26 protein-coding genes, 1 pseudogene and 1 riboswitch are annotated in these 24,694 nt (G+C 32.3%); of the genes and pseudogenes, 15 read left to right on the top strand and 12 right to left on the bottom strand.

Annotated elements, in window-relative coordinates:
* Positions 1–8 precede the first annotated feature (8 nt).
* The 8 genes from V1503_RS01160 to V1503_RS01125 all read left to right on the top strand — a co-directional run bounded on the left by V1503_RS01160 (position 9) and on the right by V1503_RS01125 (position 8,620).
* Positions 9–995: a sensor histidine kinase gene (locus V1503_RS01160; protein ID WP_410624170.1), complete on the top strand. Its 987-nt coding sequence runs from the start codon at positions 9–11 to the stop codon at positions 993–995.
* A 700-nt stretch (positions 996–1,695) separates the two neighbouring features.
* Complete coding sequence (locus V1503_RS01155) at positions 1,696–2,880, top strand: DUF5692 family protein (RefSeq protein WP_410624168.1); 1,185 nt, start codon at positions 1,696–1,698, stop codon at positions 2,878–2,880.
* Positions 2,881–3,502: 622 nt separating this feature from the next.
* Positions 3,503–3,546: riboswitch (PreQ1 riboswitch) on the top strand.
* Between the two features lie 282 nt (positions 3,547–3,828).
* The gene (gene queC / locus V1503_RS01150) at positions 3,829–4,494 is read left to right on the top strand and encodes a 7-cyano-7-deazaguanine synthase QueC (protein WP_410624166.1); all 666 of its coding nucleotides are present in this window, start codon (positions 3,829–3,831) and stop codon (positions 4,492–4,494) included.
* Positions 4,494–4,931, top strand: a complete 438-nt coding sequence (gene queD, locus V1503_RS01145; protein ID WP_320257418.1) for a 6-carboxytetrahydropterin synthase QueD — start codon at positions 4,494–4,496, stop codon at positions 4,929–4,931. The genes queC and queD overlap by 1 nt, the downstream gene beginning before the upstream one ends.
* A complete protein-coding gene (gene queE / locus V1503_RS01140; RefSeq protein ID WP_410624163.1) occupies positions 4,931–5,659 on the top strand; it encodes a 7-carboxy-7-deazaguanine synthase QueE in 729 nt (242 codons plus the stop codon). The genes queD and queE overlap by 1 nt, the downstream gene beginning before the upstream one ends.
* Positions 5,660–5,753: 94 nt before the next feature.
* Entirely contained in the window at positions 5,754–6,251 is a 498-nt protein-coding gene (gene queF, locus V1503_RS01135) for a preQ(1) synthase (RefSeq protein WP_214482190.1), read from the top strand.
* Between the two features lie 481 nt (positions 6,252–6,732).
* Complete coding sequence (locus V1503_RS01130) at positions 6,733–7,155, top strand: YhfM domain-containing protein (protein WP_410624161.1); 423 nt, start codon at positions 6,733–6,735, stop codon at positions 7,153–7,155.
* A 406-nt stretch (positions 7,156–7,561) separates the two neighbouring features.
* Positions 7,562–8,620, top strand: coding sequence for a beta-propeller fold lactonase family protein (locus tag V1503_RS01125; protein ID WP_410624159.1), 1,059 nt, complete (start codon positions 7,562–7,564; stop codon positions 8,618–8,620).
* A gap of 81 nt (positions 8,621–8,701) precedes the next feature.
* Here V1503_RS01125 and V1503_RS01120 read toward each other — a convergent pair whose 3' ends face one another.
* Positions 8,702–9,058: a helix-turn-helix domain-containing protein gene (locus tag V1503_RS01120; RefSeq protein WP_410624157.1), complete on the bottom strand. Its 357-nt coding sequence runs from the start codon at positions 9,056–9,058 to the stop codon at positions 8,702–8,704.
* A 307-nt stretch (positions 9,059–9,365) separates the two neighbouring features.
* Between V1503_RS01120 and V1503_RS01115 the strand changes: the two genes are divergently transcribed.
* Entirely contained in the window at positions 9,366–9,737 is a 372-nt protein-coding gene (locus tag V1503_RS01115; protein ID WP_214484640.1) for a hypothetical protein, read from the top strand.
* Between the two features lie 124 nt (positions 9,738–9,861).
* On the opposite strand, the gene cspD is transcribed toward V1503_RS01115, so the two are convergent.
* Positions 9,862–10,062: a cold-shock protein CspD gene (gene cspD, locus V1503_RS01110; protein WP_410624155.1), complete on the bottom strand. Its 201-nt coding sequence runs from the start codon at positions 10,060–10,062 to the stop codon at positions 9,862–9,864.
* A 379-nt stretch (positions 10,063–10,441) separates the two neighbouring features.
* Positions 10,442–10,897, bottom strand: coding sequence for a hypothetical protein (locus tag V1503_RS01105; protein WP_410624153.1), 456 nt, complete (start codon positions 10,895–10,897; stop codon positions 10,442–10,444).
* 1,229 nt (positions 10,898–12,126) lie between these two features.
* On the opposite strand from V1503_RS01105, the gene V1503_RS01100 reads away from it, so the two are divergent.
* Positions 12,127–13,533, top strand: a complete 1,407-nt coding sequence (locus V1503_RS01100) for an LVIVD repeat-containing protein (protein WP_410624151.1) — start codon at positions 12,127–12,129, stop codon at positions 13,531–13,533.
* Positions 13,534–14,054: 521 nt separating this feature from the next.
* On the opposite strand, the gene V1503_RS01095 is transcribed toward V1503_RS01100, so the two are convergent.
* From V1503_RS01095 to V1503_RS01080, 4 genes and pseudogenes are all read right to left on the bottom strand, one after another.
* Positions 14,055–14,504 (bottom strand): hypothetical protein, encoded by a 450-nt coding sequence (locus tag V1503_RS01095; RefSeq protein WP_410624149.1) that lies wholly within the window; start codon positions 14,502–14,504, stop codon positions 14,055–14,057.
* Positions 14,505–14,602: 98 nt separating this feature from the next.
* Positions 14,603–14,727, bottom strand: a pseudogene (locus V1503_RS01090) (DUF8096 family protein); the annotation flags it as partial.
* Positions 14,728–14,744: 17 nt separating this feature from the next.
* Positions 14,745–15,865 (bottom strand): IS3 family transposase gene (locus V1503_RS01085; protein WP_410624147.1). Its coding sequence is split into 2 segments (ribosomal slippage): positions 14,745–15,616 and positions 15,616–15,865, totalling 1,122 coding nucleotides; the frame shifts between segments, so codons are not numbered across the junction.
* Positions 15,866–16,107: 242 nt separating this feature from the next.
* Positions 16,108–16,509 (bottom strand): hypothetical protein, encoded by a 402-nt coding sequence (locus V1503_RS01080; RefSeq protein ID WP_410624145.1) that lies wholly within the window; start codon positions 16,507–16,509, stop codon positions 16,108–16,110.
* 308 nt (positions 16,510–16,817) lie between these two features.
* On the opposite strand from V1503_RS01080, the gene V1503_RS01075 reads away from it, so the two are divergent.
* Positions 16,818–17,189: a hypothetical protein gene (locus V1503_RS01075; protein WP_214484513.1), complete on the top strand. Its 372-nt coding sequence runs from the start codon at positions 16,818–16,820 to the stop codon at positions 17,187–17,189.
* 178 nt (positions 17,190–17,367) lie between these two features.
* Here the strand turns inward: V1503_RS01075 and V1503_RS01070 are convergent, their stop codons facing one another.
* The gene (locus tag V1503_RS01070) at positions 17,368–17,517 is read right to left on the bottom strand and encodes a hypothetical protein (RefSeq protein WP_214484514.1); all 150 of its coding nucleotides are present in this window, start codon (positions 17,515–17,517) and stop codon (positions 17,368–17,370) included.
* 550 nt (positions 17,518–18,067) lie between these two features.
* Between V1503_RS01070 and hfq the strand changes: the two genes are divergently transcribed.
* From hfq to V1503_RS01055, 3 genes are all read left to right on the top strand, one after another.
* Positions 18,068–18,298 carry an RNA chaperone Hfq gene (hfq, locus tag V1503_RS01065; RefSeq protein ID WP_214484516.1) on the top strand — a complete coding sequence of 77 codons (231 nt, stop codon included), beginning with the start codon at positions 18,068–18,070 and terminating at the stop codon, positions 18,296–18,298.
* 34 nt (positions 18,299–18,332) lie between these two features.
* The gene (locus V1503_RS01060) at positions 18,333–19,214 is read left to right on the top strand and encodes a thermonuclease family protein (RefSeq protein WP_410624142.1); all 882 of its coding nucleotides are present in this window, start codon (positions 18,333–18,335) and stop codon (positions 19,212–19,214) included.
* An 83-nt stretch (positions 19,215–19,297) separates the two neighbouring features.
* Positions 19,298–19,573 carry an HU family DNA-binding protein gene (locus tag V1503_RS01055; RefSeq protein ID WP_320257411.1) on the top strand — a complete coding sequence of 92 codons (276 nt, stop codon included), beginning with the start codon at positions 19,298–19,300 and terminating at the stop codon, positions 19,571–19,573.
* 326 nt (positions 19,574–19,899) lie between these two features.
* On the opposite strand, the gene V1503_RS01050 is transcribed toward V1503_RS01055, so the two are convergent.
* Positions 19,900–20,175, bottom strand: a complete 276-nt coding sequence (locus tag V1503_RS01050; RefSeq protein WP_410624139.1) for a YolD-like family protein — start codon at positions 20,173–20,175, stop codon at positions 19,900–19,902.
* Between the two features lie 533 nt (positions 20,176–20,708).
* On the opposite strand from V1503_RS01050, the gene V1503_RS01045 reads away from it, so the two are divergent.
* Entirely contained in the window at positions 20,709–21,431 is a 723-nt protein-coding gene (locus V1503_RS01045; RefSeq protein ID WP_410624137.1) for an endonuclease/exonuclease/phosphatase family protein, read from the top strand.
* Positions 21,432–21,989: 558 nt separating this feature from the next.
* On the opposite strand, the gene V1503_RS01040 is transcribed toward V1503_RS01045, so the two are convergent.
* From V1503_RS01040 to V1503_RS01030, 3 genes are all read right to left on the bottom strand, one after another.
* Positions 21,990–22,193 carry an IS3 family transposase gene (locus tag V1503_RS01040; RefSeq protein WP_410624135.1) on the bottom strand — a complete coding sequence of 68 codons (204 nt, stop codon included), beginning with the start codon at positions 22,191–22,193 and terminating at the stop codon, positions 21,990–21,992.
* A 470-nt stretch (positions 22,194–22,663) separates the two neighbouring features.
* Positions 22,664–23,008: a hypothetical protein gene (locus tag V1503_RS01035; protein ID WP_410624134.1), complete on the bottom strand. Its 345-nt coding sequence runs from the start codon at positions 23,006–23,008 to the stop codon at positions 22,664–22,666.
* 620 nt (positions 23,009–23,628) lie between these two features.
* Positions 23,629–24,195 carry a cupin domain-containing protein gene (locus V1503_RS01030; protein WP_214484522.1) on the bottom strand — a complete coding sequence of 189 codons (567 nt, stop codon included), beginning with the start codon at positions 24,193–24,195 and terminating at the stop codon, positions 23,629–23,631.
* Positions 24,196–24,694: the final 499 nt, after the last annotated feature.

Below are 24,694 nucleotides of genomic sequence, written 5' to 3'. Positions count from 1 at the left end.
GTACAATTGTGTATTTAAGGATTTTTCATACGAGTGTGATCTTTATTGTCCTTTTATTATCTTCATTAACAGTCATACATAAATTATTTCTATCTATTAACGCGATAATAACATTCTCAATTGTCTATGCTGTTGTGTGGTTGTTTCTATGGAAGAAGGTTCAAAAAATATTCTTCCAAGTAGAGACTATTTTATTGTTAAGTAGCATACTTTGGCTCATTCAAATTATCATAGTGTTTCTTCAATTTTATAGTAATAAGCCTATCGTATTTGCTAGTTTATGGGTCGTAAATATGCTAGTTGAATGTTTCAGATGGTCATCATTGGGTAAAATACAGCTTTTATTAATGAATGAGTCAGTTTTGCAAGAAGAGCAGATGGGTATACAAGATGCTTTTCGAGAAATACGGAATCAAAGGCATGACGTGATGAAGCATATGAATGTTTTTCAATACATGCTGGAAGAAGAAAGATTAATAGAGGCGAGATCATACGTTGAATCACTGATCGGTGAATACGAAAATGTTAATTTAACCATTAAAGGTGAAAAAGGACATGTCACAGCACACTTACATCATTATTTTGTCGAGGCTATGAAAGAAGGGGTAGATGTAACCTATCAGTTACAAGTTCCACTAACACTATTACCAATGAGTAACTTAGATCAAAGTAAGTTAGTTAGTAATTTACTAGAAAATAGTGTCGAAGCTGCCGCCGGATATTCAAGAGTTCATAAAGAAGGTTCTGTCATATTAAAGTCATCAATGGTAAGTGGCTTTTACATACTTGAGTCAGTAAATCACACCGAGCCTATTCCAAAACATATTATCGATTCATTATTTACATCATATGGTCAGTCTTCAAAAGGAAAACATCGAGGATTCGGTACGACAATTATAAATGATATTATTAATGAGTATCACGGTAAAATAACTTACACGTATGATACACCATCTTTATATATTAAAATTAAAATGCCAATCGTTAAGAACTAAATTCAATTTAATCAAAACCTTATATTCAAACTTATAGGGAAAGTAGATGTTCTACTAGAGGGATTGTTATTAAAGAGCAATATAGTTATGAAAGGCTATATTCGAATTGAATTAATTGTTGCTTTTTGAATAGGCCGTTCTCGAAATAATCGGTGCTTTTCGGGGCGCTTTTCTTCTCTAAAACTATAATAATACATACCAGGTCAAATGTAAGTGAAAAAAGAATAATTTAAGGAAAAGAGCCTTAGCAAAGACTACCTTCGTAATAATTGTTTCTTAAAGTTCAAAGTTTTAAGCAAGTATACCTCTAGCTTTCGTGGCATCTTTTCCAAAATTACTTTTATTGAGCTCTCATAAAGCTCATCATATGGCGCATTATTAATAACAATAACATCAAAGTTTAAGAAAAAACCTTATGAGAAGAAATCTATGAGCTGATTTAAGTTAGCCACAATGAAAGGGTTATATATATAATAATCCTTTCATTGTGGCTATTTAATATGTATTATTGAGGAATTTATGAACTTTATGGGGAATGATCTACCCGATGAACACATTATAGTAAAATAAAAATATACAGTATATACAATAGATAAAATGTGAAGATGAAGCATGATTAAAACTCCAGATATACCTGTTCAGTAAAAAGTCTGAATAGTATATCATATATTATCCTAATAAAGTATAGGAGGGGTACACCATGTGTAAACTGACACGTTTGAAACTAAGTTTTATTTCTGGACTAATTTTTATGTTATTTTTTAGTTTTTCAACTACTGATGTTGTATTCGCAAGTGAAGCTAATGCAGATGAAATGTTAGGAACATGGCAAATGATAGTAGATGGAGAATCTGGAGAGGGGGCATTTTTTTATCGCTTTGAATTTAAGGATAACAATAAAGTGACTGTAATTAAGCAATATGGTGGTCATAATGTAGAAGAAGAAATGTCATGGACATTAAACGAAACTTTTTTAAGTATGACTAGTGAAACAGGTGCACTGATTACTGAGTTTGATAATATACCGCTTATTGTTAATAAGGACGGAGATATATCATACAAAAATGGTTTTTATGAAGGCGTTGCCAAAGAGTATAATAGTCCCTTATCAATTTTTCATTGGGTAATGATTCTAATTGTTTTAATGGGCTTAAACGAGTTGTTTAGAAAATCAAAATGGGCTGGAATTGTCTTTTTTTTCGTTTTACCGATAGCCTTATTGCCTATATGGACAAGTTACGGTGTTTCTTATTGGTTCAAATGGGTAAAAGTATATTCTGTTGTAGGTGCAAGTGTATGGTTTATTTTAATGAGATATTCGAAGCTTGGAGGACTTACATCTGCAAAACTAGTAGCTGCATTGTTTTTAGCATTAAACATTGGAGAGGCAGTAACACAAGATTTTACTATGGGCTATTTACCTAACATTTTAAATGGTATAGCAGGTGTGTTGTCAATTGCTACGCTATTTTATGGTTTTAAAGGAATATATATTGATAATAGTAAAGATAAGGATATGCTATGGCCCAAAATGCCTCTTTTATGGATAATCGCTTATGATATTTGGAATTGGGTATTTGTTTATTTAAATTTCCCAGGATCGGCGTCTGCTCAATTTATGGTGTTACTATCTTGTACATTACCTGCAATGTTCATTAAGAAAGGGACATGGTTACAAGCGCGTGCGTTCACATTGGCAGCTTGGTTTATGTATTATTTTACATTCCCAAGATTCACAGAATCAGTGGAATTACTCGTACCGCGCAACGATTTTTTAATGCTGTCAGTAGCTGTAATTAGTTTAGTAGCTAATGGGGCATATGCATACGTTTATGTGAAGCGAGTTGTGAAAATGAAGAAGCAAGGTGAATTTGCTCTCGTTTAAACATGAAGTGAACAAAATGTATAAATAAATTAACAAAGGGTGACTGGTGATATTAAGTTAAAGGTTGTTGAATGATTGTTACCTTATCCTAAGTTACCCTTTTTTAGGCTGTTTTGGATGTTTGCTGTTTATCATACTCTGGAGTATATGTTAAATGCATCTTTACTTCTATAGAATTTTAGAAATGAGACATAAGTTCCATCCTGTTGTTACAAAATTTATTACAAGAGCCCCTTGGTTTTAGCATTTTTTTCTTAAACTTTGTTGTTATTTTTATTAAAAGGACAGTATGAAGGGTTTACATGGACCTCAATATTGTAAAAGTAGAAAAGATGCCACGAACGCTAGGTTTATGCTTATCTTTTAGAATGAAAAGGAACAGTCCACGCGAAGACAGCCTTAATTTATATATAGTAAGCAATCAATATCGAAATTTCAGTATGAGAAGAATCGTTTGTGAATACGTTATATTAGGGATAATAAAACAATCCTGTTAGAAATATTTGACCGAATCAACTCACATGCAAATAATTTCTATGGAGTTTTTCTTGTAGTTGTGATATATTAACCTAGTAAAAATTGAAAAGAATACCGTAAGCACTCATGAAATTATCCATCATTTACGGGAGAGGTTCTAGAACACCCTCTATAAAAAACTAAGGAAATAGCTGCGTCCTTAGGGTGGAGTTTTTTTATTTGATTTTATAGCAATCAAATTTAAAAACTACATCGTGTTTGACAAATGCTTTTTTTATTTGGCTATTTTCTGCTCACTTCAGATAAATAGCATCAAAATAAACGAAAAAAGCCAGTTGTTTTACTAACTTAAAAGGAATTCAAATAGTAAATATAACATTGCTAAAAAAATCACCTAATAATGGATTGATATAAAACTCTTTGACAAATTGAATATGGACAGAATTTAACAGAAGAGAGGGGTCACGCATAATGAAGAATGAAAAAGCTGTTGTAGTTTTTAGCGGAGGTCAAGATAGTACTACTTGCCTTTTCTGGGCAATGAAAAGATATAAGACTGTTGAGGCAGTTACGTTTCAATATAATCAGCGACATGACAATGAAATTGAAGTGGCAAAAAATATTGCCAATGAAGTGGGTATAAAACATACAGTTCTTGATATGAGCCTTCTCAGCCAATTGGCTCCAAATGCATTAACACGTGATGATATTGCTATTGAAGAAAAGGAAGGTGAATTGCCTTCTACTTTTGTTGATGGCAGGAATTTATTATTCCTGTCTTTCGCTGCTGTGCTAGCAAAACAAAATGTAGCTAAACATATTATTACTGGTGTATGTGAAACAGATTTTAGTGGGTATCCAGATTGTCGAGATGTGTTTATAAAATCATTAAATGTTACGCTGAATCTCGCAATGGACTATCAATTCGTTATTCATACACCACTCATGTGGCTTGATAAAGCAGAAACGTGGGAATTGGCAGACGAATTAGGTGCTTTTGATTTCGTACAAAAGAAAACTCTAACATGCTATAACGGCATTATTGCCGAAGGTTGTGGGGAGTGCCCTGCATGTAAATTACGTAAAAGAGGCCTTGATCAATACGTTTCTACGAAAAATAGGGGTGAAAACAAGTAATGATTCAACAAATCTATCCTCAAGTACAACACCCTTATCAATTTGAATTAAATAAGGATATGCAATTTGCAGCTGCGCATTTCGTTCCGCATGATGAAGCAGGAAAATGTAGGGAATTACATGGGCATACGTACTTTGTGAATATAACAATTGCGGGTGATGATCTTGATCATACTGGTTTCCTTGTTAATTTTCAGCAAGTAAAAAAACTAATTCACGGCAAATTTGATCATACTGTAATGAACGACCATAACGAAATATTTAATGATCAAAATCCAAATGATTTTCCTACTACAGAAGTTGTTGCAAAAAAGATATGGGAAATTATTCAAGAACATTTAAATACGTTATCAAATAGCCCGAAATGTCTTCAAGTATTTGTTCGTGAAACACCTACGAGCTATGTTGTATATCGTCCAAAAGCCGGTGAACGATGATGAAAAAAACAATTCCAGTATTAGAAATTTTTGGTCCCACCATCCAAGGTGAAGGCATGGTTATCGGTCAGAAAACGATGTTTGTTCGTACAGCAGGATGTGATTACGCATGTAGTTGGTGTGATTCTGCTTTTACATGGGACGGGTCTGCAAAAAATGAAATAGAGCAACTAACTTCGCAGGAAATATGGCAGAGACTTCTGGAACTTGGAGGAAATCGATTTAACCATGTTACGATTTCTGGAGGAAATCCAGCACTACTTCAGAACCTTGAACACCTACTAATCTTGTTTAAAGAAAAGGGAGTTAGAGTAGGGTTAGAAACACAGGGAAGTGTTTGGCAGGATTGGTTTCTACTAATCGATGATTTAACCATATCACCGAAACCACCTAGTTCTGAAATGAAGACGAATTTTGAGAAATTAGACTTTATTATTGACGGGTTAGTAAGTAGAGGTAGACAACAGCATGTAAGTCTAAAAGTGGTAGTATTTGATGATAAGGACCTAGCATATGCAAAAATGGTACACAAGCGTTATGAGCATATTAAATTTTATTTACAGGTAGGTAATGAGGACGTTCTGTCGGAGGATCCAGCAATTATTAATAAACTACTTCACAAATATGAATGGTTAATTCAAAAAACAATAGATTCTGCTGAATTGAATAATGTAAAAGTATTGCCACAGCTACATACACTCGTATGGGGCAATAAACGGGGGGTATAAACTCATTTTACTTAACCCCATGTATGTGGGCAAATAAATGATTGTCTATGACACAATAATTTGAACGAATAATGATCAATAGGAGAGATGTAAAATGCAAGGAAGAAAAGATGAAGAACTTAAGGATATAACTCTGTTAGGGAACCAAGGAACAAACTATATATTTGAATATTCACCTGATATTTTAGAGGCTTTTGATAATAAACATACGAATAGAGATTACTTCGTAAAAATGAATTTTCCTGAATTTACGAGCTTGTGTCCAAAAACCGGTCAACCAGACTTTGCAACGATTTACATTAGCTATATCCCAGATGTAAAAATGGTGGAAAGTAAATCTCTTAAACTATATTTGTTTAGTTTTAGAAACCACGGAGATTTCCATGAAGATTGCATGAATATTATTATGAATGATTTAATTAAACTGATGCAACCAAGATACATCGAGGTATGGGGTAAATTCACTCCAAGAGGTGGTATCAGCATTGATCCATACTGTAATTACGGCATTCCTGGCACTAAATATGAAGAAATGGCTAACTACAGATTAATGAACCATGACCTATATCCTGAGAAAATTGATAACAGATAATTCCTATATTATCCTAAAATATCCTTTAAATAGCTATAGTTTTGCGACCAAATGTGTGACCATCAAGTAAATTGTGACCAATGTGACTAAAATTTTTGACTGAAAATATGACTACTAAAATAGGAAATGTGACCTCAATTTGGTCACATTTCTTTATTATTTTTTGATTCAAACCTCTGTTCAAAATGTGAGGTCTTTTTATTGCAGTTGCATTTAAAATATATAAATTAAGTACGGTAATAGAAGACTATAAGAAAGCTGTTTTTGAAGTATTCTAATGTATCTAATGTATTACAGACCGATAGTTTATTTGAATACTAATCATGAGTATTAATGGAGGAGTTTAAAAGGTAATTTCTATATAACACTACCGTAATTTATTGCTGGATCGTTGCAATAAAAGTGGTGTTTTATTAAAAAGGTAAAATATGAGACATTTTCTAGTAACCAACGTCTAATTATATAAAGGGGTGAGGTTATCTTGAAGTATTTAAAATATATATTTGCTATTATTGGGGTAGTTTCAATTTTTTTAGTAGGTTGTTCAAACTTAGTAGAAAATGAAGAACAATATATAGAAGTTCAAAAACGTATCGTTGATGAAAACGAATATGAAAACTTCAAAGAAATTACTAATAATGAGCAAGTTCAAAAGGTAAAAGATATATTAAACGATATTAATTGGGAAATTGCACAAGTAAATATGCAACACCCTGCTGATTACAAATTTGTATTTCAATTTAAAAATCCTGATATAGAAACCAAAGTGATATTATATGAACTTTGGATAAGTCCGAATAAAGATAAAGTTGAACTCGTAATAGAAGCTGTAAATAAATATGTTCAGTTAAATAAAGAAAAATCTGCACAACTATATGAAATACTTACAGGAGGGAAATATTAAGAAATTGTCCTCAATGAGGGATCTTCTATTATCCAAGTTCCATGAAAAAATAAGAGTTATCACAATAAAAAAATATTTTATTGTAAATAAGTTTTGATAAAGTGAGTCATTATAAAGAGGATGTTTAATGAATAAATTATGCTGGGTTCCAACTGATTGGAATACACCTGAACGATACAGAGGTATCCCTCATTCAGTACCGTTTGAATCTCTCGACAGTTAATTAAGGTAATGAGGAACAGTACGTACTCTGGTGAGTGGAGGATTGAAAGGGTAATAGAGTAAATATCAACCTTAAGGAAATATGTTTATAGATTTAAGGTAAAGCAAGACTTTTACCGTGAAAACATTTATGAATAGTGCGATGCATAGACTGTTTAAAACGATAAAAGGAGGCCGATACGATATGGTACTTGCATATGTTGTAAACCGTCAAGATATCGGTACAGTAACGGTCATTGATACAAAAACGCATTTAATAATTAGCACTGTGAATGTGGGTAGGCTTCCAAGGAATATTGCAATCACACCAGATGGGAAACATGCATATGTTACGAACACAGGCACGGATTCAGATCCTGGAGACACAGTATCAGTAATAGATACAAAGACACATTCAGTCATAGCTACAGTGTTTGTCGGAGATTTTCCAGTCAATGTCGTAATAGCACCAGATGGTAAAACAACATTTGTTATAAACAGTGCACTTACAAGTAGCAGCGTGTCAGTAATAGACACGAAAACTCACTCGGTTATAGCTACAGTTCCTGTTGGAACTAGCCCGAATCGAATAGCTATAGCTCCTAATGGGAAACTCGCATATGTCACAAATGTTGGAAGCAATTTACAAGGGAACACGGTATCAGTAATTGATGTAAAGACTCTCTCGGTTATTGCAACTGTTACTGTCGGATTGAATCCACGAATCCCTGCATTTACTCCAGATGGAAAGCTTGTATATATAACAAATGAAAATTCTAATAACGTGTCGGTAATTGATACTTGCACCCATTCTGTTATCTCAACTGTAGGAGTAAGAAATAATCCACGGGGTATTGCTTTTACTCCTGATGGGAAGTTTGCATACATCACAAATTTAAATAATGGATCTACGGGTTCAATTTCAGTAATAGACGTAAAAACTCATACCCTTATTGGAACTGTACCAATAGGTAATAATAATGATCGTCCAAATAGAGTTGTAATAACTCCATGTGGAAATTTTGCATATGTGACGACTATTAACGGTAGAATCGTGACTGTTATTGATATTAATACACAATCAATTATTGCAACAGTACAAGTTGGTAGTTTAAATCGTTCAATAGCCTTCACACCAGATGGAAAACTTGCCTACGTAGGAAATATTAACGATAATTCTGTATCAGTGATCGAAATAAAAACTCATTTAGTCATAGCAACAGTTTCAACTAGAACTCCTAGAGGGATCGCATTTATACGGTAAGAATAGTCATTTTTATTGGACTGTACTTACAATAAATGGAGCATTTTATGAAAATATAGATAAGCCCAAATTTCATTTGGCTCATCTATTGATAGAGATTGCTTCAATTTCTTGTAACCATTTATCAATGGCAGCTTTAGGGAAGAAGAGCTCACCCTTAATTTTTATATAAGGTATTACACTTTTACCATTTGAATCTGGGAATAACTGAGTTACTTGTTCATTACTTATACCCAAGTAATTGGATAATTGTTTGGCAGTTAATAGTTGATTTTGTTCTGCATCAATTTTGTTTGATTGTGTGGCTTCAATTCCATCAGACAATTGTTCTGCAATTAACCGATCACCTTCCTTTAATCCATTTGAAATAAACCAACTACCTATTACAATACAAATTGCTAAGGTAAATAATGATCTTGCTATTAAATTTTCTTTCATAGATTTTCACCCCTAATATAATATATGTCTATTATATAAAAATTTCCCAACAAAAGGACGTGGAACTTAATTTTCGGTTTTTTGTTTTAGTAAATCAGAATAAAATGACAATTTTATAGTGAATTAATACCAAAATTAAAGTGATTTCATGAATACAATTGAAAGAACAATAAATGCTGATTTTAAATGGTTACCCTTCGAGAAATTGTGATAATTGATGTGAATATAAATTTTGAAAAGATAATTGACAATTTAAGAGTATTTTCTCCCCATTGTTGAATATAGTTGATAAAAGGGAGATGATGTAATGAGTTGGAAAAAGAGATATGCTATTAAACAAAAATACAAACCATTTGATGAATTATTAATAAAGACGAACTTAGAAAAGGTTATACAAGAAATTAATGGCGAATTATCACAACATGAAATTGAGGAAGTTAGAATTGTTGAAAATAATATTCTCTTCCCTGATTGTATTATTTCATTTGATATTACACAAAATCATTTGCAATTCAAGAAATTTAAAAAGGAGAATCCTTCAAGTGTTAGAGCAACTTTTAAAGTGACTTTACATTCAGATGGTTACTTTAGATTTAATATTGGATCTGAAGAATATGAAGAAATATCAGAAGGTTTAATTGAAGATTTGTTTGAAAAAATACTCTTTCATGAAGGTTAAATAGAAATGAAATCACGAAATATAGCCAGAATATGGATTTTATTACGACTGATACGGTGTTCTTTTTTGACTACAATAATAAAACATAAACCACCTATATAATGATAGGTGGTTTAATGTTAAATTAAAACTTTTGAACGTTTGCTGCTTGAGGGCCACGGTTTCCATCTTCTATGTCAAATGAAACTTCTTGACCTTCTTCAAGAGATTTGAATCCGTCACCTTGAATAGCTGAGAAGTGTACAAATACATCATCTCCACCTTCTACTTCGATAAATCCAAAACCTTTTTCTGCATTAAACCATTTTACCTTACCTTGAGCCATTTTGTTTCCTCCTGTGTGGATATCTTCCACAGTATATTACTATTCTTGCTCAAAACTATTACTAAAGATGTAATCATATATCCTGTCTTTTCTCTAACGATAATAATAAGAACAACAATAATTGATTTAACTATACCATTTTTAGTATAAATTAGTAAGGTGTATTTACAGAAAGTTTATGCACTAACGTAAACACAGTAAAATAGCCATCTTATTAAATTATTTTAACTCTTATTAAAACCCATCATACTGTAGGCAGTATATTCTCATTTTCTATTTTTTTAACACCAATGAACATTTGTGATATCAAATTAATTTAATTTTTGCAGACACCAAGAGCGAAGAAGACATAGTATTTAATACAGAATGCTTATTTACTTTACTCACCTTTTTGAAAGGTAGTGACGTTTATACATCTACAACTATTGTCAAGAGTTACCACGGATGCACCAGTTCCATTATCCAATATTGATAGACGATACATATGACAGCCGAGTGGTGGGTGATCACAAACTGTATTGTTTGGGGTTAATGTATAAGACTGATTATCCCTTTCATCTAATATATTATAACTACACAATGTTGTAGTAACCCCACCAGTAATTCGCTCAACTACATAGTTTACATCAACAACTTCACCATTTCCCACAGACGCTTGTAAGTCTACCATCGTATCAACCTTTGCAACCCAATCCTTTTCTGTGACTGTTATCTTGTTCGTTGTCAAAATAATCGGCATAAAAGGAGTCGGACTACCGTCTAATAATGTGAAAGGAGTATTTTCGCACTTACAGAATATTTCGTTGTCTTTACCTTTGCACTGACAATTTGTCATTATGCTCATTCCCTTCGTTTTCTAAAGAGACTCTTCTAACTAGTGAATGCATGTTTACTTAAATGTGCAACTGATAACTGTCTACATCGTCAATTATTATTAGGACACAGAATGCTAATTCAATTTCCTTAATTTTTTCAAGTGCCTGTTTGTTATAATAAACAATATGTTTATTTTTCTATCACATAAATCTTATTAACAGGAGTGGACTATAAAATGTTGTATGCAGGCTTATATCTTCAACTTCTTTTTTACGTAATCGGAATAACTATTTTATATTGGGTGATTAAACTTGCTGTTAAGAACGCCATCAATGAATCAAAAATTAATAAATAGAAAATATGCAATTCTTTTGGAAGAAGTTTTATATCAACATTTTTGCTAATTTGTCTAATAACATTTATAAATCTATTAACAACATGTATATTGTGTTTATAATAGGACTGAATTGAGTTCTATTTCCATTTATAATCAAAAGCTACATTTTAATGTATCGAGGATAAGTGAAGCTAGAAATGGACACATATCAACACTTTCAAAAAATAGCAAAGGATGCGGGATATCTACCTCCTTGGTAAAAATTACAAAAAAAAATCTCTCAATTAGTACATTCTTGTAAAACAGAACAGGATGTCATAGTCATTAATGAGAAAATTAGTAAACATAACACAATATGTCCTAGCCCCATGCTAAAAAAATCAAATAAACCTGGATGAATTGGAAAAAGCCAAAAAAATTTGGTGATTTTCTGTATACTTGTTTAACAATCACTCGAGAATCCCACTGTTTCCGTAAGTTATCAGCTTGCCCTAATGCTATCTTTTTTTAATGAACTTTTTCCGAGATAATGATGGCTCTACTCTAATTTTGTCGGTACTATGCATGTTAAATGGAATTATTGCGATTGGGGTTTCTGAGATTCTAAGTAGACTTAAGAAAACATAATGATTAATTAGGTTATTTGGAACTGAAGCCAGTCCTTTTTCTATTTGTAATCTGAATGATTACTTTTTCTATAAAAGCTATATTTTAATGTAAATATGTTTTGATAAAGTGAGTCATTATTTCATGTAAAAAACCTTCATTTATTTATAATGATATAGTCCTCTCGTTTCATTTCTAGTAATACTTTAACTAGTTAGAGCTTTTTGTGAAAAAAAACAAAATAACGCATTTTTCTATGAATAGTACATAAGATTAAAAATATTTTAAATAATAAGGAGGAAGAGATGAAAAAGAAATTTCTTAAATTTACCTTAACTGGAGCGCTGATATTCTTAATGACTGGGCAAGTAGTTGCACATGATGAAATAGGAGATGTAAGCGTTGAAAAAGGGGAGAGAACGAATTATGAGAACTTAGCAGTTCCAATTTTAGAAAGGAGCAAAAACCTTAAGTTTTTGAAAGAAGTTGCTACTCCTCAAATGAAAATAGTTAGAGAAGATGGTAAGGAAAATTCATATGCAGATGTTTATGCACACAAAGGCTATGCTTACGTTGGAACACATAGGAGAAATGGTGGAAATGGTGGGGTAAGAGTGTTTGATCTTAAGGATCCTGAGAACCCAAAGGAGGTGGCTGTTTTTGCAAACGATGCCGTTCCTGGTACATGGCAGGAAAAGGTTATTGTCAAGTCAGTAACTACTCCTTACTTTCATGGAGATCTGGCGGTTGTTTCGGTTCAGCAAATGTCTCGTAACAACCCAGAGTCAAAAGGAGGCTTTTTATTATATGATGTCACAAACCCAGCGAATCCCCAAAAACTTGGTTTCTGGGAAGTAACCAAGAAAACGAATGGAACTCATGAATTATATTTAACAATGCAAGGTAATCGTGCAGTTGTATTGGCTGCTAATCCTTACGCTGATTATTATAGCAATGGTGAGGAAAGAGATTTTCAAATTGTTGATGTGAGTGATCCAACAAAGCCAGAGACCGTTTGGCAGTTTGATCCTAGAACATTACCTGAAGTATCTGAGACATTTAATGGATACCATTGGGAATCTCCAGATGGAAAAATAAGACCTCTGTTTAATCATAGTACAATGGTAGATGAGACTGGAAAATTTGCTTATGTTTCAATGTGGGATTTAGGAACCGTTATTTTTGATATTCAAGATCCCACAAACCCTATCCTTCTCGGGCGTACTGAATTCGCTTCTAATCAACAAGGTTCTGCTCATTCATCCACGTTAGCAAAGGGTGGTACAATTTTAATTGAGACTCGTGAGGTTTATGCGCCAGTAAGAGAGGGGTATGAACAAGCTTATGGATATACACGTATCTTTGATATAAAAGATAAAACGAATCCAAAGTTACTAAGTGAATTTACGACTGATTTAACGTATGACATTCCCGATACTAATAATGTTACATTTGCTAAGACAGTTCATGACCCTAAAGTAAGAGGAAACACACTTTATCTCTCATACTACGCAGGAGGAGTGCTTGCAGTAGATATTACAGATGCTAGTAATCCAACAGAAATAGCACGTTATACACCGGAAAATTCTGATATTTGGGGAGTGTTTGTTGATCGCAACTATATTCTAGCTTCTGATATTGGAAATGGATTGAAAGTACTTCAAAAAAATAACAGTGTAACCAGCGATAATAACAATATTTTACAGTATTGATAGATGTGAGAGTTTAACTAAAAGTAATATAAGCAAACCCTCTCTTTTAAGTAAGTAATGTATAACACTTTTTGCAAACAGTCTGTTGTAAAGTAAATAACAACTCTGAATTATGTATCCCCTCTAATCTCGATCATTGGATAAGAGGGGCTGAATGTTAATAAATTAATGTTAAATTTGTAAATCACATTTGAAACGTTAGGGTATTTCACTCACAGAGAAAAAAGGAAAATTTATATAACACAATGATTATTTATTGAAGTGATTAAGGACTGAAACTAGTCCTTTTTTGTTTATAAAAACAAAGCTCATATTAGTGCTGAATTTGATTTCACAATAAAAGTTACATTTTATTATAGGTAGCTATGCTTCTATAAACATAATTGAGATTCCACTTAAACAGAGGATCCCAAATTCATTTCATATACATACAATATTTGTACTTTATGGATGGGGATAAATCCCATTACGCATTATATACAACAAAAAAAGTAGCTAACAGTGATCCTACATTCTGTTAGCTACTCCTCTAGATATTTAAACTGTACTTTTCCTTTAAATGTAGACTTTATAACTACATTAAAAGTTGATTCATCAATATCCTTGCCTACCTTTTTATATCTGATTTTTAATGAGTCAGGAGACCGTGAAAGGATATTCATATATATATCAGGGCTCTGAATCCTTTGCTGGTCGTCAAATTTTAGATTCGGATCAAGAGATTTCTTTTCAAAAATATAATGATTCGGATTAGAATTAAGAATAATTAGCTCATTATTTGAAAAAGGTGGAAGTGTATTAGAAAAATTCACTGTAATTGTTATTGTATCTTCATGTTCTTCAATAGATTTGCTGACTACTAATTCATTGAAGGTATCTTCAAAATAATAGCGTTCATAAAGATAAAAGCCGAACCAAAAAATATAAAATAAAGCAAATAATAATATTATTATAATTAATTTTTTTCTCATAAACTCCTCTTTTAAGGTAGGTTTTAAAGTTGGATTTTAAGGAATATTTTCAAGTACAAAATTAATTGTATTGCAGAAAATCCTCCAAATGGATAGAGCTATAAACTCTTCTTCATTCCACAATTATTACACTCACGTAAGAAAACATAATCCTTTACAAAACTTTTAAACTTGTTGAGTTACAATTATCGTAGCGATCACTAGCTTTGTCGGGGAATTCTTTGGACTGTCAACACCTAACTAGACAATTTTCTTAAGGTGTTTATTTTTGTACTCAATAGGACTTGCATAACCCAGTGTGCTATGAATACGAATATGGTTAAACCAATGTACGTAGTCATGGAATTCTCGTGTTAATTCTTCTAAACTTTCATACTGCCTCCCTTTGACAAATTCTGTCTTAATAATTTTAAATGTAGCTTCTGCAACGGCATTATCATAGGGGCATCCCTTCATGCTTAAGGAGCGTTTAATAGAGAACGTTTTTAAAGCTTCATCAATTAACTTATTTTTGAATTCGTTTCCTCTATCAGTATGAAACAATTGGATATGATGAAGGTCTTCCTTTATTGAAGCGAAGGCACGATAAACAAGCAACGCATCCTTATTGGATCCCGTACTATATCCAATAATTTCTCGGTTAAAGAGATCAACAAATACACATATGTAATGCCATTTTTTATCAACCCTTACATATGTTAAATCGCTTACGACAACGGATAACGCTTCGTTCCGCGTGAATTTACGGTTTAGTTCATTGGAATAGTGGTCCTCATTTGGCTTTTCTGAATGGGGTTTAAACTGTGCGACAGTATATTTAGAAACCAGTCCTTGTTCTTTCATGACTCTACCAATGCGCCTTCTAGAAACAGCTTTCCCAAGCTTTATAAGTTCATGTTTAATTTTGCGTGTCCCGTAATTCTGTCGACTCTCATGAAAGATTCGAACAATATGTGACGTGATATCATCCTCATGAGTTCGCTGTTTTGCTTCATAATAAAAAGTGCTTCTTGGGAGTTGTAGGACTTGGCACATTGCTGATATCGAGTATTTGTGTTTGTTTTGCTTAATCACATTTACTTTTGTCCTAGTATCAGCGCGGCTTGCTTTAAAATATCATTTTCCATTTCTAATTGCTTGTTTCGCTTACGTAATTCTTGCAGTTCCTTTTGTTCAGGAGTTAGGTTGTCCTTCTCTTTGAATGACCCGGAATTTTTAAATTGATTAATCCATTTATCAAGAGAGGAAGGTGTTAAGTCGTATTCTCGGATAATTTCTTTCCGTGGCTTTCCATTTTCATAAAGCTGTACTATTTGTTGCTTGAATTCTTCGGTAAACGTACGGCGTGATCTTTTTGTCATGTAGATTCTCCTCATCATTCATATAGTAAGTTCATTCTACTTGACCTTAAAATTTCTGTCTAACTAAGTGTAGCCGATCCACTTTGTAGTCGTATACTTTAGTCATATTACATCACAACTTAAAATAAATTTAACTATTTTATAATAACAGATTATAAAACGTTAATTTGAAATAGTTGGGGTGAAAAAATAGGTGAATACAAGCAAAACTGATGAATGGAACTTTTAAAAAACAGTTAAATTCATAGCACGAGTCCGAACAAACGCATCTCTGACATCGCCTTGCATTCAGCCGCAGAAGCCATTAGAAATATAGTATCGGCAGTTAAACAATTCATACCAAAAGTAAAATTAGGAGCAGTGCTATGTTCTACTTGGAAATCTGATTCAAGTTGAACGCCACTTACGGTATCTGCTAAAATTGGAGAAACTTGAATTCTATTGCCTTCAAACATTGCAGCTAAACGATAATTTATTACAAATTTATAAGAAACAGGTTGGGAAGGTAGAGTATCATTTACTGCTGATAATGCTCCTATAAAAAAATTCGACTGAAAACTTCCATCAATCTTCACTTGTCTACCATGAACGTATTCAGGTAATTTTAATTCTAAAAGGGTAACCTCGTTTCCATCGTCAGGCAATAATATTGCTCGTTATGTATGACATAGCTATTCCTATACCAAATATTTGAAAATGAATATGTATGAGACTAATAAAATAATTCTAGGGAAGCAGTATGTAGATGTTCTTGTTTTCTCTATTTATTAGTTTAGTATACTTTCAATAAAAAGATAAATTGTTTCCAGCATCATGTTAAATTACAACCGACTCAATATTTCAAAATCATCTCTAAGCAGTTTGTCCAAGCATATATTATTTAATTGAATAAAATATTCTGAGATTCCTTTTAAAATTGAGGAATGGATATAATATTTTGGAGGTGAGTACATTGTCTGTATGTATTGATACAACTCTACCTGATTTCCTTTTAGCTAATCAGCAATATTCCTATCAATCATGTGACCTTTCAACAGAACCAGATACTGGTACAGAAGTGAGAACATTAATTTCATTAGGGAACCCAAAGCAAGTAGGACAATTCGAGGTTAAAGTGTTGGTTAATGATACATTTGTTGAAGTAGACTTTGATGAAAACGGCGTGTTTTTATCTAACCCAACGATTCTTGATAATAAATGTAGTCAGTTTCTCATTACATTTTTTGAAGAAGATAATTATAGATTTCAAGTGACTGTTTTTAGGATATCAGATGGGAAAGAGCTTGCGGAAGAAGTTACAAATATCAGAGTAGCAGACTGTTAAAAAAATTGCGGGAAAAATTTCAAGACTTTTGAAAGATTAAACAGTTTTATTGAAAAAAGCCCTAGATTATTTGAATCTAGGGCAGAAAGAAGGGGAAAAACTTATGAAAAATCATCATATTAATTATTGACCAAATGCAAGCAAGATAAACATGATTTTTAAACCTCAGATAAACGACTTATCTTTGACCTATTATGTGCATTTCACCTTTCCCATCTATACGATATAGAATCCACTTAACAATCCATACCTCATGATAATTATCTAACTCATATAATTTGCAATCTTCTATTACTCCCGTTCGTGTAAATCTCCTCGTTTTCTTCATATGTATCTCCCGTTAGATAGAGAAGTATTTATATGAATAGTTTCCCAGAATACTAGATTAAAGTCTGAATTGTTAAGCTTATATTTTATTAAATATAATGTATTTTCATATCTTATTTTAGAGGATATACCAAAATTATGTAGAAAATATTATTGTTGAAGGAGGAGAAGGTAAGTGGAAAAAATTAACATTTCAAAGCTGATATTATTCTTTATTACTTATCATCATTGAAGTTTAACGGTGAATTTGATCAACCAGGGTTTCCTTTTTCATACGTTTATACTTCAAACAATAAAATATTGGAAAAGCTAGAATCAAAGAGGCACTTCGACAAAATTAAAGATTTATTTGAAGTGAATAATATAGACGAATTAATAGAGAAGTTCGAAGGTTTTAACAACCTTATAAGGAAGGATATCCAAATTCTTTTAAAGGATACCGGAGATAAAATTTCATATAGATTATTCAGAAATAGTTAATTACAGATAAAATGACCATTTTATTTGGTTAAAGACTACATATGGATTATACAAAGGAAGAGGGTCAAAAAATGAAAAGTAATAAAAGTCAAATCAATCAACAAGATACTCAACTTTTAGAAGCGAAAGAAAATCAATTGCTTGTTACAATTATTTTGGTTGGGGGCTTTCAGTTTAGATGTAAGGTAATCGATTTTGACATCTTCACTGTACTTGTAGACGTAGAAGGGAAACAACAGCTAATATATAAACATGCTATTTCTACTGTTGTGAATAATACAACTACTAAAAAACAAAGATGATTATTAATGATTTATAGATGTGGTGGGGGATATCGTGAAGAAAAATTGGTTGTTAACTATTATAGGCTTGTTGCTATCTATATTCATTGCTGGTTGTACTAATACGTCAAGTTCAGCACCATTGGACAATATATCAGAAGAAAAGATCGAAACAACAATAGAAAATAAAGATAATGAGAAAGAAATATTAGCTGAACAGGATGAACAAGCTAAAAAACAATTAGAGGAACTTGAAAAAGAAAAAGAGCAAGAAGAATTAGCTCAACGTTTTCATTTAGAAGTAGCTACTGTTAGTAGAATTGTAGATGGTGATACGGTTGAATTGACTGACAATAGGAAAATACGTTTGGTTGGTGTAAATACTCCAGAATCGACGTCTAGAATTGAAGAGTATGGAAAAGAAGCAAGTAAATACACACAATCACAATTAGAAGGAAGACAAGTGTGGTTACAAAAAGACGTATCTGATACTGACAGGTATGATCGTTTCTTACGTATTATTTGGCTCGATATTCCTACAGATGATATGGATGAATCAGAAATAAGAGAAAAAATGTTTAATGCTGATTTGGTCATTAATGGTTTTGCAGAGCCTTCTACATATACTCCAGATGTAAAATATAGTGATTATTTTATCAAATTTGCAAGGGAAGCGCGTGAAAATAATATCGGACTGTGGGCTTTCGGAGAAAACGGAACTACCAAAGGAGATCTAGATGGAGAAAAGGAAGCTTCAAAAATAAATTCAACATCTACTGAACAAGATTATGATAGTTCATCAAACGAAGTAGGCGTAGAATCATTTATAAATTGTACAGAACTTAAAAAGATATATCCAAACGGAGTTGGTTCCGACCATCCTGCATATGCATCTAAACATGATCGTGACAAAGATGGCTGGGCTTGCGAAAGCTAGTTAGCATGATGGGAAAGGGTATTTACCTTATAACTATGTATCTGATAAGATATAAGTCTGTTACATAGAAAGGTGGAAATATAATGAATAAAACAGAATTTATTAACGCAGTTGCTGAAAAAGCAGAACTTAGCAAAAAGGACGCAAGTAAAGTATTAGAAGCAGTAACCAACTCAATTAGTGAAACACTAAAAGATGGTGACAAAGTTTCTCTTCTCGGCTTTGGAACATTTGAAGTACGTGAAAGAGCAGCTCGTAAAGGACGTAATCCACAAACAGGTGAAGAAATTGAAATCGCAGCAAGTAAAGCACCTGCATTTAAACCAGGTAAAGAGTTAAAGGATGCTGTGAAAATCTAGTCACAACCTTGAAAAGTCTATCATAAGATAGGCTTTTTTCTGTAACAACACAATGAAGAGACATTAGGGTGGTTTGAAGCTTCAATATTTGTAGGACTGAAACTTGGAGATAATACCAAGAGCAAGAAATAATAGAAGAAAGATGGAAATCGTCACCTTTAGTTACAACAGAAAAGAGTATTATATTGTTGCGTTTATAAGGTTTATAATAAAAAGACCATTTTTATTATGAATGGATACATTAATAACTATGAATTAACATATATTAACAAAACAACACGATTGACTACCACGACAAAAAGAGCCCTGCAGAGTATGTAGGGCTGTTATATTATTTGTACATTTATAATGTCATCAAATTTAATTATATGTATTTCATCGAACTTATCGATTACTCTAATATGCTTATTTATTTGATCTCTAAAATGAATTTCCCTGATGCATGGTTTAAATGTCCCTCCCTCAAAATATGTCACAGTCGCTTCTTGTGTAAATTCAAAAGCTTCTAGGACTGTACTATTAATTTCCTCTATCTCATGCTCATCTAAGTCAGGCTTTTGCACCTTATAATAATAAGCCTTTGCTTCGTTCATCATCTTCATATGTTCCGGTTGTATAACTGCGGATACCTATCTTATAATCCCTCGATTTTTCAAACGTATCTTCTCTGTACTTATTGTATACGAAAATACGTTCGTTTAATAAAGAAAAAAATTACAAAAATATAGTGTCCTGTCCACACATTTAATGTAGTTAGCATAAGCGATTTTTCTAATAGGAGCAATAGCAATAGCAAGTGGAGTTTCACGACTGAAATTGTTGAAATTAGAATATGGATCTTCACAGCAATTACTAATATCCATATTTATACAACTCTTCATTAGATGATTAATAAAAGAATATGAGAGAATTTTTAAAATGATGTTAGTCAAGTCGTTTGATATAAAAATAAAACTTGAATTTTAATGAAATAGGAGTTATTGTGGCTGCTTTTTACAAGTGAAAAAATATATGAAAATGATGATTTTACCTGTTCGCGTTTTAAATTGTATTAATATAGTAAGTTATCAGTACAAGCAGTTTCTCTCTTTTCACATATAATGTTGTGAATAATTAAGAGAGGAGTTAGCAATAAATGAAAACAATGAGTTTTAATATTCTAGCTGATAGAAGAACTTGGAACAGTCGTAAAGATGGCATTATTAACAAAATTCTCGAAATAGATCCTGATATTGCAGGGCTTCAAGAAGCTTTGGCAACTCAAAGAGTAGATTTAATCGATGGACTATCTGACTCATACGATTTAGTTGAGTTTAACATTCCTGGTAACTATGATAACCCTATTTTAATAAGAAAAGACTATTTTACAATTCTTGATTCAGGTTTTGTTGAAGCTGCTGAGTGTAATTTTATACGCTATGTTACGTGGCTGCTTTTAAGAGAAAATAACTCATGCAATGAATTCTATTTTTATAATAATCACTTCTGCTTTCAGCCATTATCAAGCAGAGAAGAGCAAGCCATCATACAAGCTGAAACAATTAATCAGCATCAAATGCAGTCATGCAGTAATGATTATGTCGCCATTGCAGTAGGAGATTTTAACTCGAATAGGAATAGCTCTGTAATGCAATACCTGTTGGATCAAGTTCCAATTGAAGGCATACCTAATCCAGTAAATTTAGTGGACACATGGGATGTTGCAAACCCTAATACAGCCAAGCCTCCTACAACAGATCGAGGAGCAGCCATTGATTGGATTCTTACACTTTCGGGCGCAGATGTTACTGATGCAACTGTAGAAAACTCAGATGGATTTTCCGATCATTTTCCAGTAACGGCTACGTTTGAATTTTAGAATATAAATGAAGATAACCTAGTTTTTTAGGATATCTTCTTACATAGGATTTATCCATTAAATTTAATCAATAAAACGCTCTATTTAATTTAAATCATTTGCTAGTGTGATAAGAATGAGGCCTATATAAGCGATGGCTATGTTTTCTTTTTTCTGTTATAACATGCATCGATGGAGATATTGGCAGTTTTATAGACTAGATATTGAACATGATTCACTTTTTCCTTCTATTATATAGGGTAGATTGATTCAATACAGGGATTATTATAAGGACATCCTTTTTGACTAAAGGAGTGAGTTATACTGTAAGATTTATTTAATACAGTCAGTAAATGCTTGGCTTGTTTATTGTGAACCTAGGTCAGTATGTAGAATTTACCCTTCGGTGGCAATAGAGTTGTTCAAGCATTTTCAGAGCTTTTATTATAACTTCAGTTGTCATTTCCGATGAAAAGGAATAGCCGACAATTTTTAGTCAATGTAAATCCATCACATATGCTAAATAGCACTATACATCTTATACCGTATACGCATAAGTAATATCTTCGACCAATTTCATTAATTTAGAAGTAAATAGTTTCTTTTGAAGATGTGTTCTCTAGTTACAACTTTCTCATTTAAACTAACAATAGAGTGGATATCGGTTTTTTTCATTAATGGTTGGACACGTTTCAAACTTATGTGGATTCCTTCTTCTGTTAATTTATGGAGAATTGTTAGAGACCCATAACGCCCCTTACTCTCTTTATAGATGGTTGTCATTTGCTCAGTAATTTATCTATTTCCTCTTTCATGTTATGGCGCATAGCCTTTTTTTAGATTTCTTTCTCCTCTTCAAGACGAAGCACTTGTTTTTGTATCTTTGAAACATCATCAGCCGTAATGCTAGAACCATCTTCTGTTTCAATATGAGTGTATTCTCATATTCCTATTATAAATGGTTACTTCAGCTACACCATATTCATCACTAAGTTCTTTAACTAAGCTACCAGAACTAAATGTTTAACGATATCTTCTTGAAATCTTGAGAATATTTTTTGCCTGTATTATTATTTCTTGTATAGAGACAACCACCTTTTGTACATTTTATGTACTTAAGGAAGTTGTGTCCATAAAACAGTTACATGTTAAATATAATATGTTTTATTAAAAAGTACGATTAAGCTATGACACAATAAAACTCTCATTATAGCTAAATAAATTCTAGCCCCTAACAAAGAGGAGCTAGATTCTTAAAACGAGTTATTACTTTTAGGTTTACCACAGGTTAAATCTACAATATCATTGTTAAATTCCAATTCAGTTAGGTCGTCAAGATTATCTACACATTCAAACTGTTGAGGTGGAAGTAGATCAATTAACAATAAAAAAACTTCCATAGTATCTTTACCGTTGGGAGGAATCTCTACAGTTTGAACAAAAGCAGGTGTGTTTGTAGGGAATAGGCTAGTAGTCAAAATTTGTTTTGCCTTCTCTTCATAACAATCTAAAATACAAGCGAATCGATCCAGAGAACCTGGTTCAAATTCATCAATGCAATCTCTAACACATGCTAAAGTTTCTTTCCAAGTTGCCATTATATGCCTCCTTGCATACTGAGAAAATCAAGTTATGATTTACAAAAACAATATATGTAAACGAATTTAATATGTGCTGCATATAAAGTAAATTAAGGGAAAGATACAAAAAACGAGTATTTTATATGGAGGTTAATAGAAAACTGAATGGCATGATTTATTAGATACAATGCACCTTATGGTCAAAGTGAAGATATATTGTCAACTTGTTTTAAATGTAGGGTAGTATTGTTATTCTCCCCCTCTACTAATTTCCCCTACTCAAACGATCGTTAGTAAAAATCAATTCCGTGCATTAGCTGTTTGATTCCTAAATAACCAGTTGATTCTCTTCTAAAATGACCTCGATGCTAGGTCAGATGAATAACTTAATAAATATACCAAATATAGGTTTACAAAAAGTGTAAGACATCTAAATTATCTATGCATAATCTATAAACACAAACCTTGTTGCGTGTTCTATTTTTCAGTGAATGCTTATAGAAACACGTCTTTGTTTTACTAGGTAGTTATTTCTGTTTCTTCATACAATTCTAGTTATAATACATGTAAGTATAGCAGTGACCTGGAGAATCCTGGTCACTGCTATGAATCAATTTTTATAGAATCATTTTGTTTTATTAGTTTTCTGGAGGAGGTCCTATTATTACACCATCTGTTCCTTCAATTGGTGCAAGAGCTCTGGAAATTAAATTGGGATCTATATTATAAGCATTTTCATACACTGCAGGAGGTGTTCTTGTTAGTGAGACTGATCCTTCCGTAGACTCAAATTGATCATTATTAAAAAATAGAACTAATTTAGTATCATCTTCAACCGCTGAAATCCAGTGCCACCATCCCATAGGAATGAAAACTGTTTGACCAAATTTATCCAAAGTATATGTTACTAATTGTGGAGTATTGGGGTCTAAAACAGAAATAATGACCTTTCCGGAAACAAGAAAATCTACTTCCCATGCATTTGGATGCCAGTGTGGTTCCCTTATAAAGCCTTTAGACAAATTTAAACTTACAACAGCCCCACCTATCATGGAGGGATTTTGTGTTGAAGTTAAAGCAAATGCAATATTTTCAGGATTTCGTTCAAAAAATACATTTTGGTTTATATCAAAAAAGAGGTTTGGTGTTCCCTTGCCTGTAATATTTCGGTTATCTGTGACATAACCAGAAGTTGGGTTTGTCAAAACTTCACCATCTTTCATAAAATTTAATGATTACTGTCATATTCTATTCTTTAATTCTAGTAATGTGTGTATGTTTGTCCTATGTACATTTCATCAATTTGAATCACAAAAAGTAATAGTTGAAAGCCGTATTCTAAGTAAAGGGTGGATTTTGCAAAAAGTAATATTAGCAATTAACGGTATACAAGAATGCTATAGGAGTTTAATAAACTGTTAGAACTAGTAAATTTGGATTGATATAAGAACTAATTACTATTATTTGTAGATAATGAGGAGGTTTTCGGTTGACTACCTTGTTATCATGATGAAGATTCCATTTTTGTATACAGGAATAAAATTGATGTTAAAAAATTGTAAAAAAACATGAGGATTTTACTTAAATTAGACTTCAATTGTTTGTTAATCTCTCTAAAACGGTAATTCATAAATACTTACCATGTAATCTTCTTCAAGATAAGCATAATATCTAGTATAGAGGTAAAAGGTTGGAATTGTGTGA

This window comes from Nanhaiella sioensis, assembly GCF_046557775.1.
Taxonomy (GTDB): Bacteria; Bacillota; Bacilli; order Bacillales; family SM2101; genus Nanhaiella; species Nanhaiella sioensis.
Note: the sequence above shows the minus strand (reverse complement) of the source record. Positions and strands in the feature narration are given on the sequence as shown.

Bases quoted from the DNA above. Each gene is read 5' to 3' on its own strand.
- V1503_RS01055 (WP_320257411.1), top strand. From the start codon at position 19,298: ATGAATAAAACAGAATTTATTAACGCAGTTGCTGAAAAAGCAGAACTT.
- V1503_RS01045 (WP_410624137.1), top strand. From the start codon at position 20,709: ATGAAAACAATGAGTTTTAATATTCTAGCTGATAGAAGAACTTGGAAC.
- queD (WP_320257418.1), top strand. From the start codon at position 4,494: ATGATTCAACAAATCTATCCTCAAGTACAACACCCTTATCAATTTGAA.
- hfq (WP_214484516.1), top strand. From the start codon at position 18,068: ATGAAAAGTAATAAAAGTCAAATCAATCAACAAGATACTCAACTTTTA.
- V1503_RS01035 (WP_410624134.1), bottom strand. From the start codon at position 23,008: ATGGCAACTTGGAAAGAAACTTTAGCATGTGTTAGAGATTGCATTGAT.
- V1503_RS01070 (WP_214484514.1), bottom strand. From the start codon at position 17,517: ATGAAGAAAACGAGGAGATTTACACGAACGGGAGTAATAGAAGATTGC.
- V1503_RS01040 (WP_410624135.1), bottom strand. From the start codon at position 22,193: ATGACAACCATCTATAAAGAGAGTAAGGGGCGTTATGGGTCTCTAACA.
- V1503_RS01115 (WP_214484640.1), top strand. From the start codon at position 9,366: ATGAGTTGGAAAAAGAGATATGCTATTAAACAAAAATACAAACCATTT.
- V1503_RS01050 (WP_410624139.1), bottom strand. From the start codon at position 20,175: ATGAAGATGATGAACGAAGCAAAGGCTTATTATTATAAGGTGCAAAAG.
- cspD (WP_410624155.1), bottom strand. From the start codon at position 10,062: ATGGCTCAAGGTAAGGTAAAATGGTTTAATGCAGAAAAAGGTTTTGGA.
- V1503_RS01120 (WP_410624157.1), bottom strand. From the start codon at position 9,058: ATGAAAGAAAATTTAATAGCAAGATCATTATTTACCTTAGCAATTTGT.
- queF (WP_214482190.1), top strand. From the start codon at position 5,754: ATGCAAGGAAGAAAAGATGAAGAACTTAAGGATATAACTCTGTTAGGG.
- V1503_RS01095 (WP_410624149.1), bottom strand. From the start codon at position 14,504: ATGAGAAAAAAATTAATTATAATAATATTATTATTTGCTTTATTTTAT.
- V1503_RS01155 (WP_410624168.1), top strand. From the start codon at position 1,696: ATGTGTAAACTGACACGTTTGAAACTAAGTTTTATTTCTGGACTAATT.
- queE (WP_410624163.1), top strand. From the start codon at position 4,931: ATGAAAAAAACAATTCCAGTATTAGAAATTTTTGGTCCCACCATCCAA.
- V1503_RS01105 (WP_410624153.1), bottom strand. From the start codon at position 10,897: ATGACAAATTGTCAGTGCAAAGGTAAAGACAACGAAATATTCTGTAAG.
- V1503_RS01100 (WP_410624151.1), top strand. From the start codon at position 12,127: ATGAAAAAGAAATTTCTTAAATTTACCTTAACTGGAGCGCTGATATTC.
- queC (WP_410624166.1), top strand. From the start codon at position 3,829: ATGAAGAATGAAAAAGCTGTTGTAGTTTTTAGCGGAGGTCAAGATAGT.
- V1503_RS01125 (WP_410624159.1), top strand. From the start codon at position 7,562: ATGGTACTTGCATATGTTGTAAACCGTCAAGATATCGGTACAGTAACG.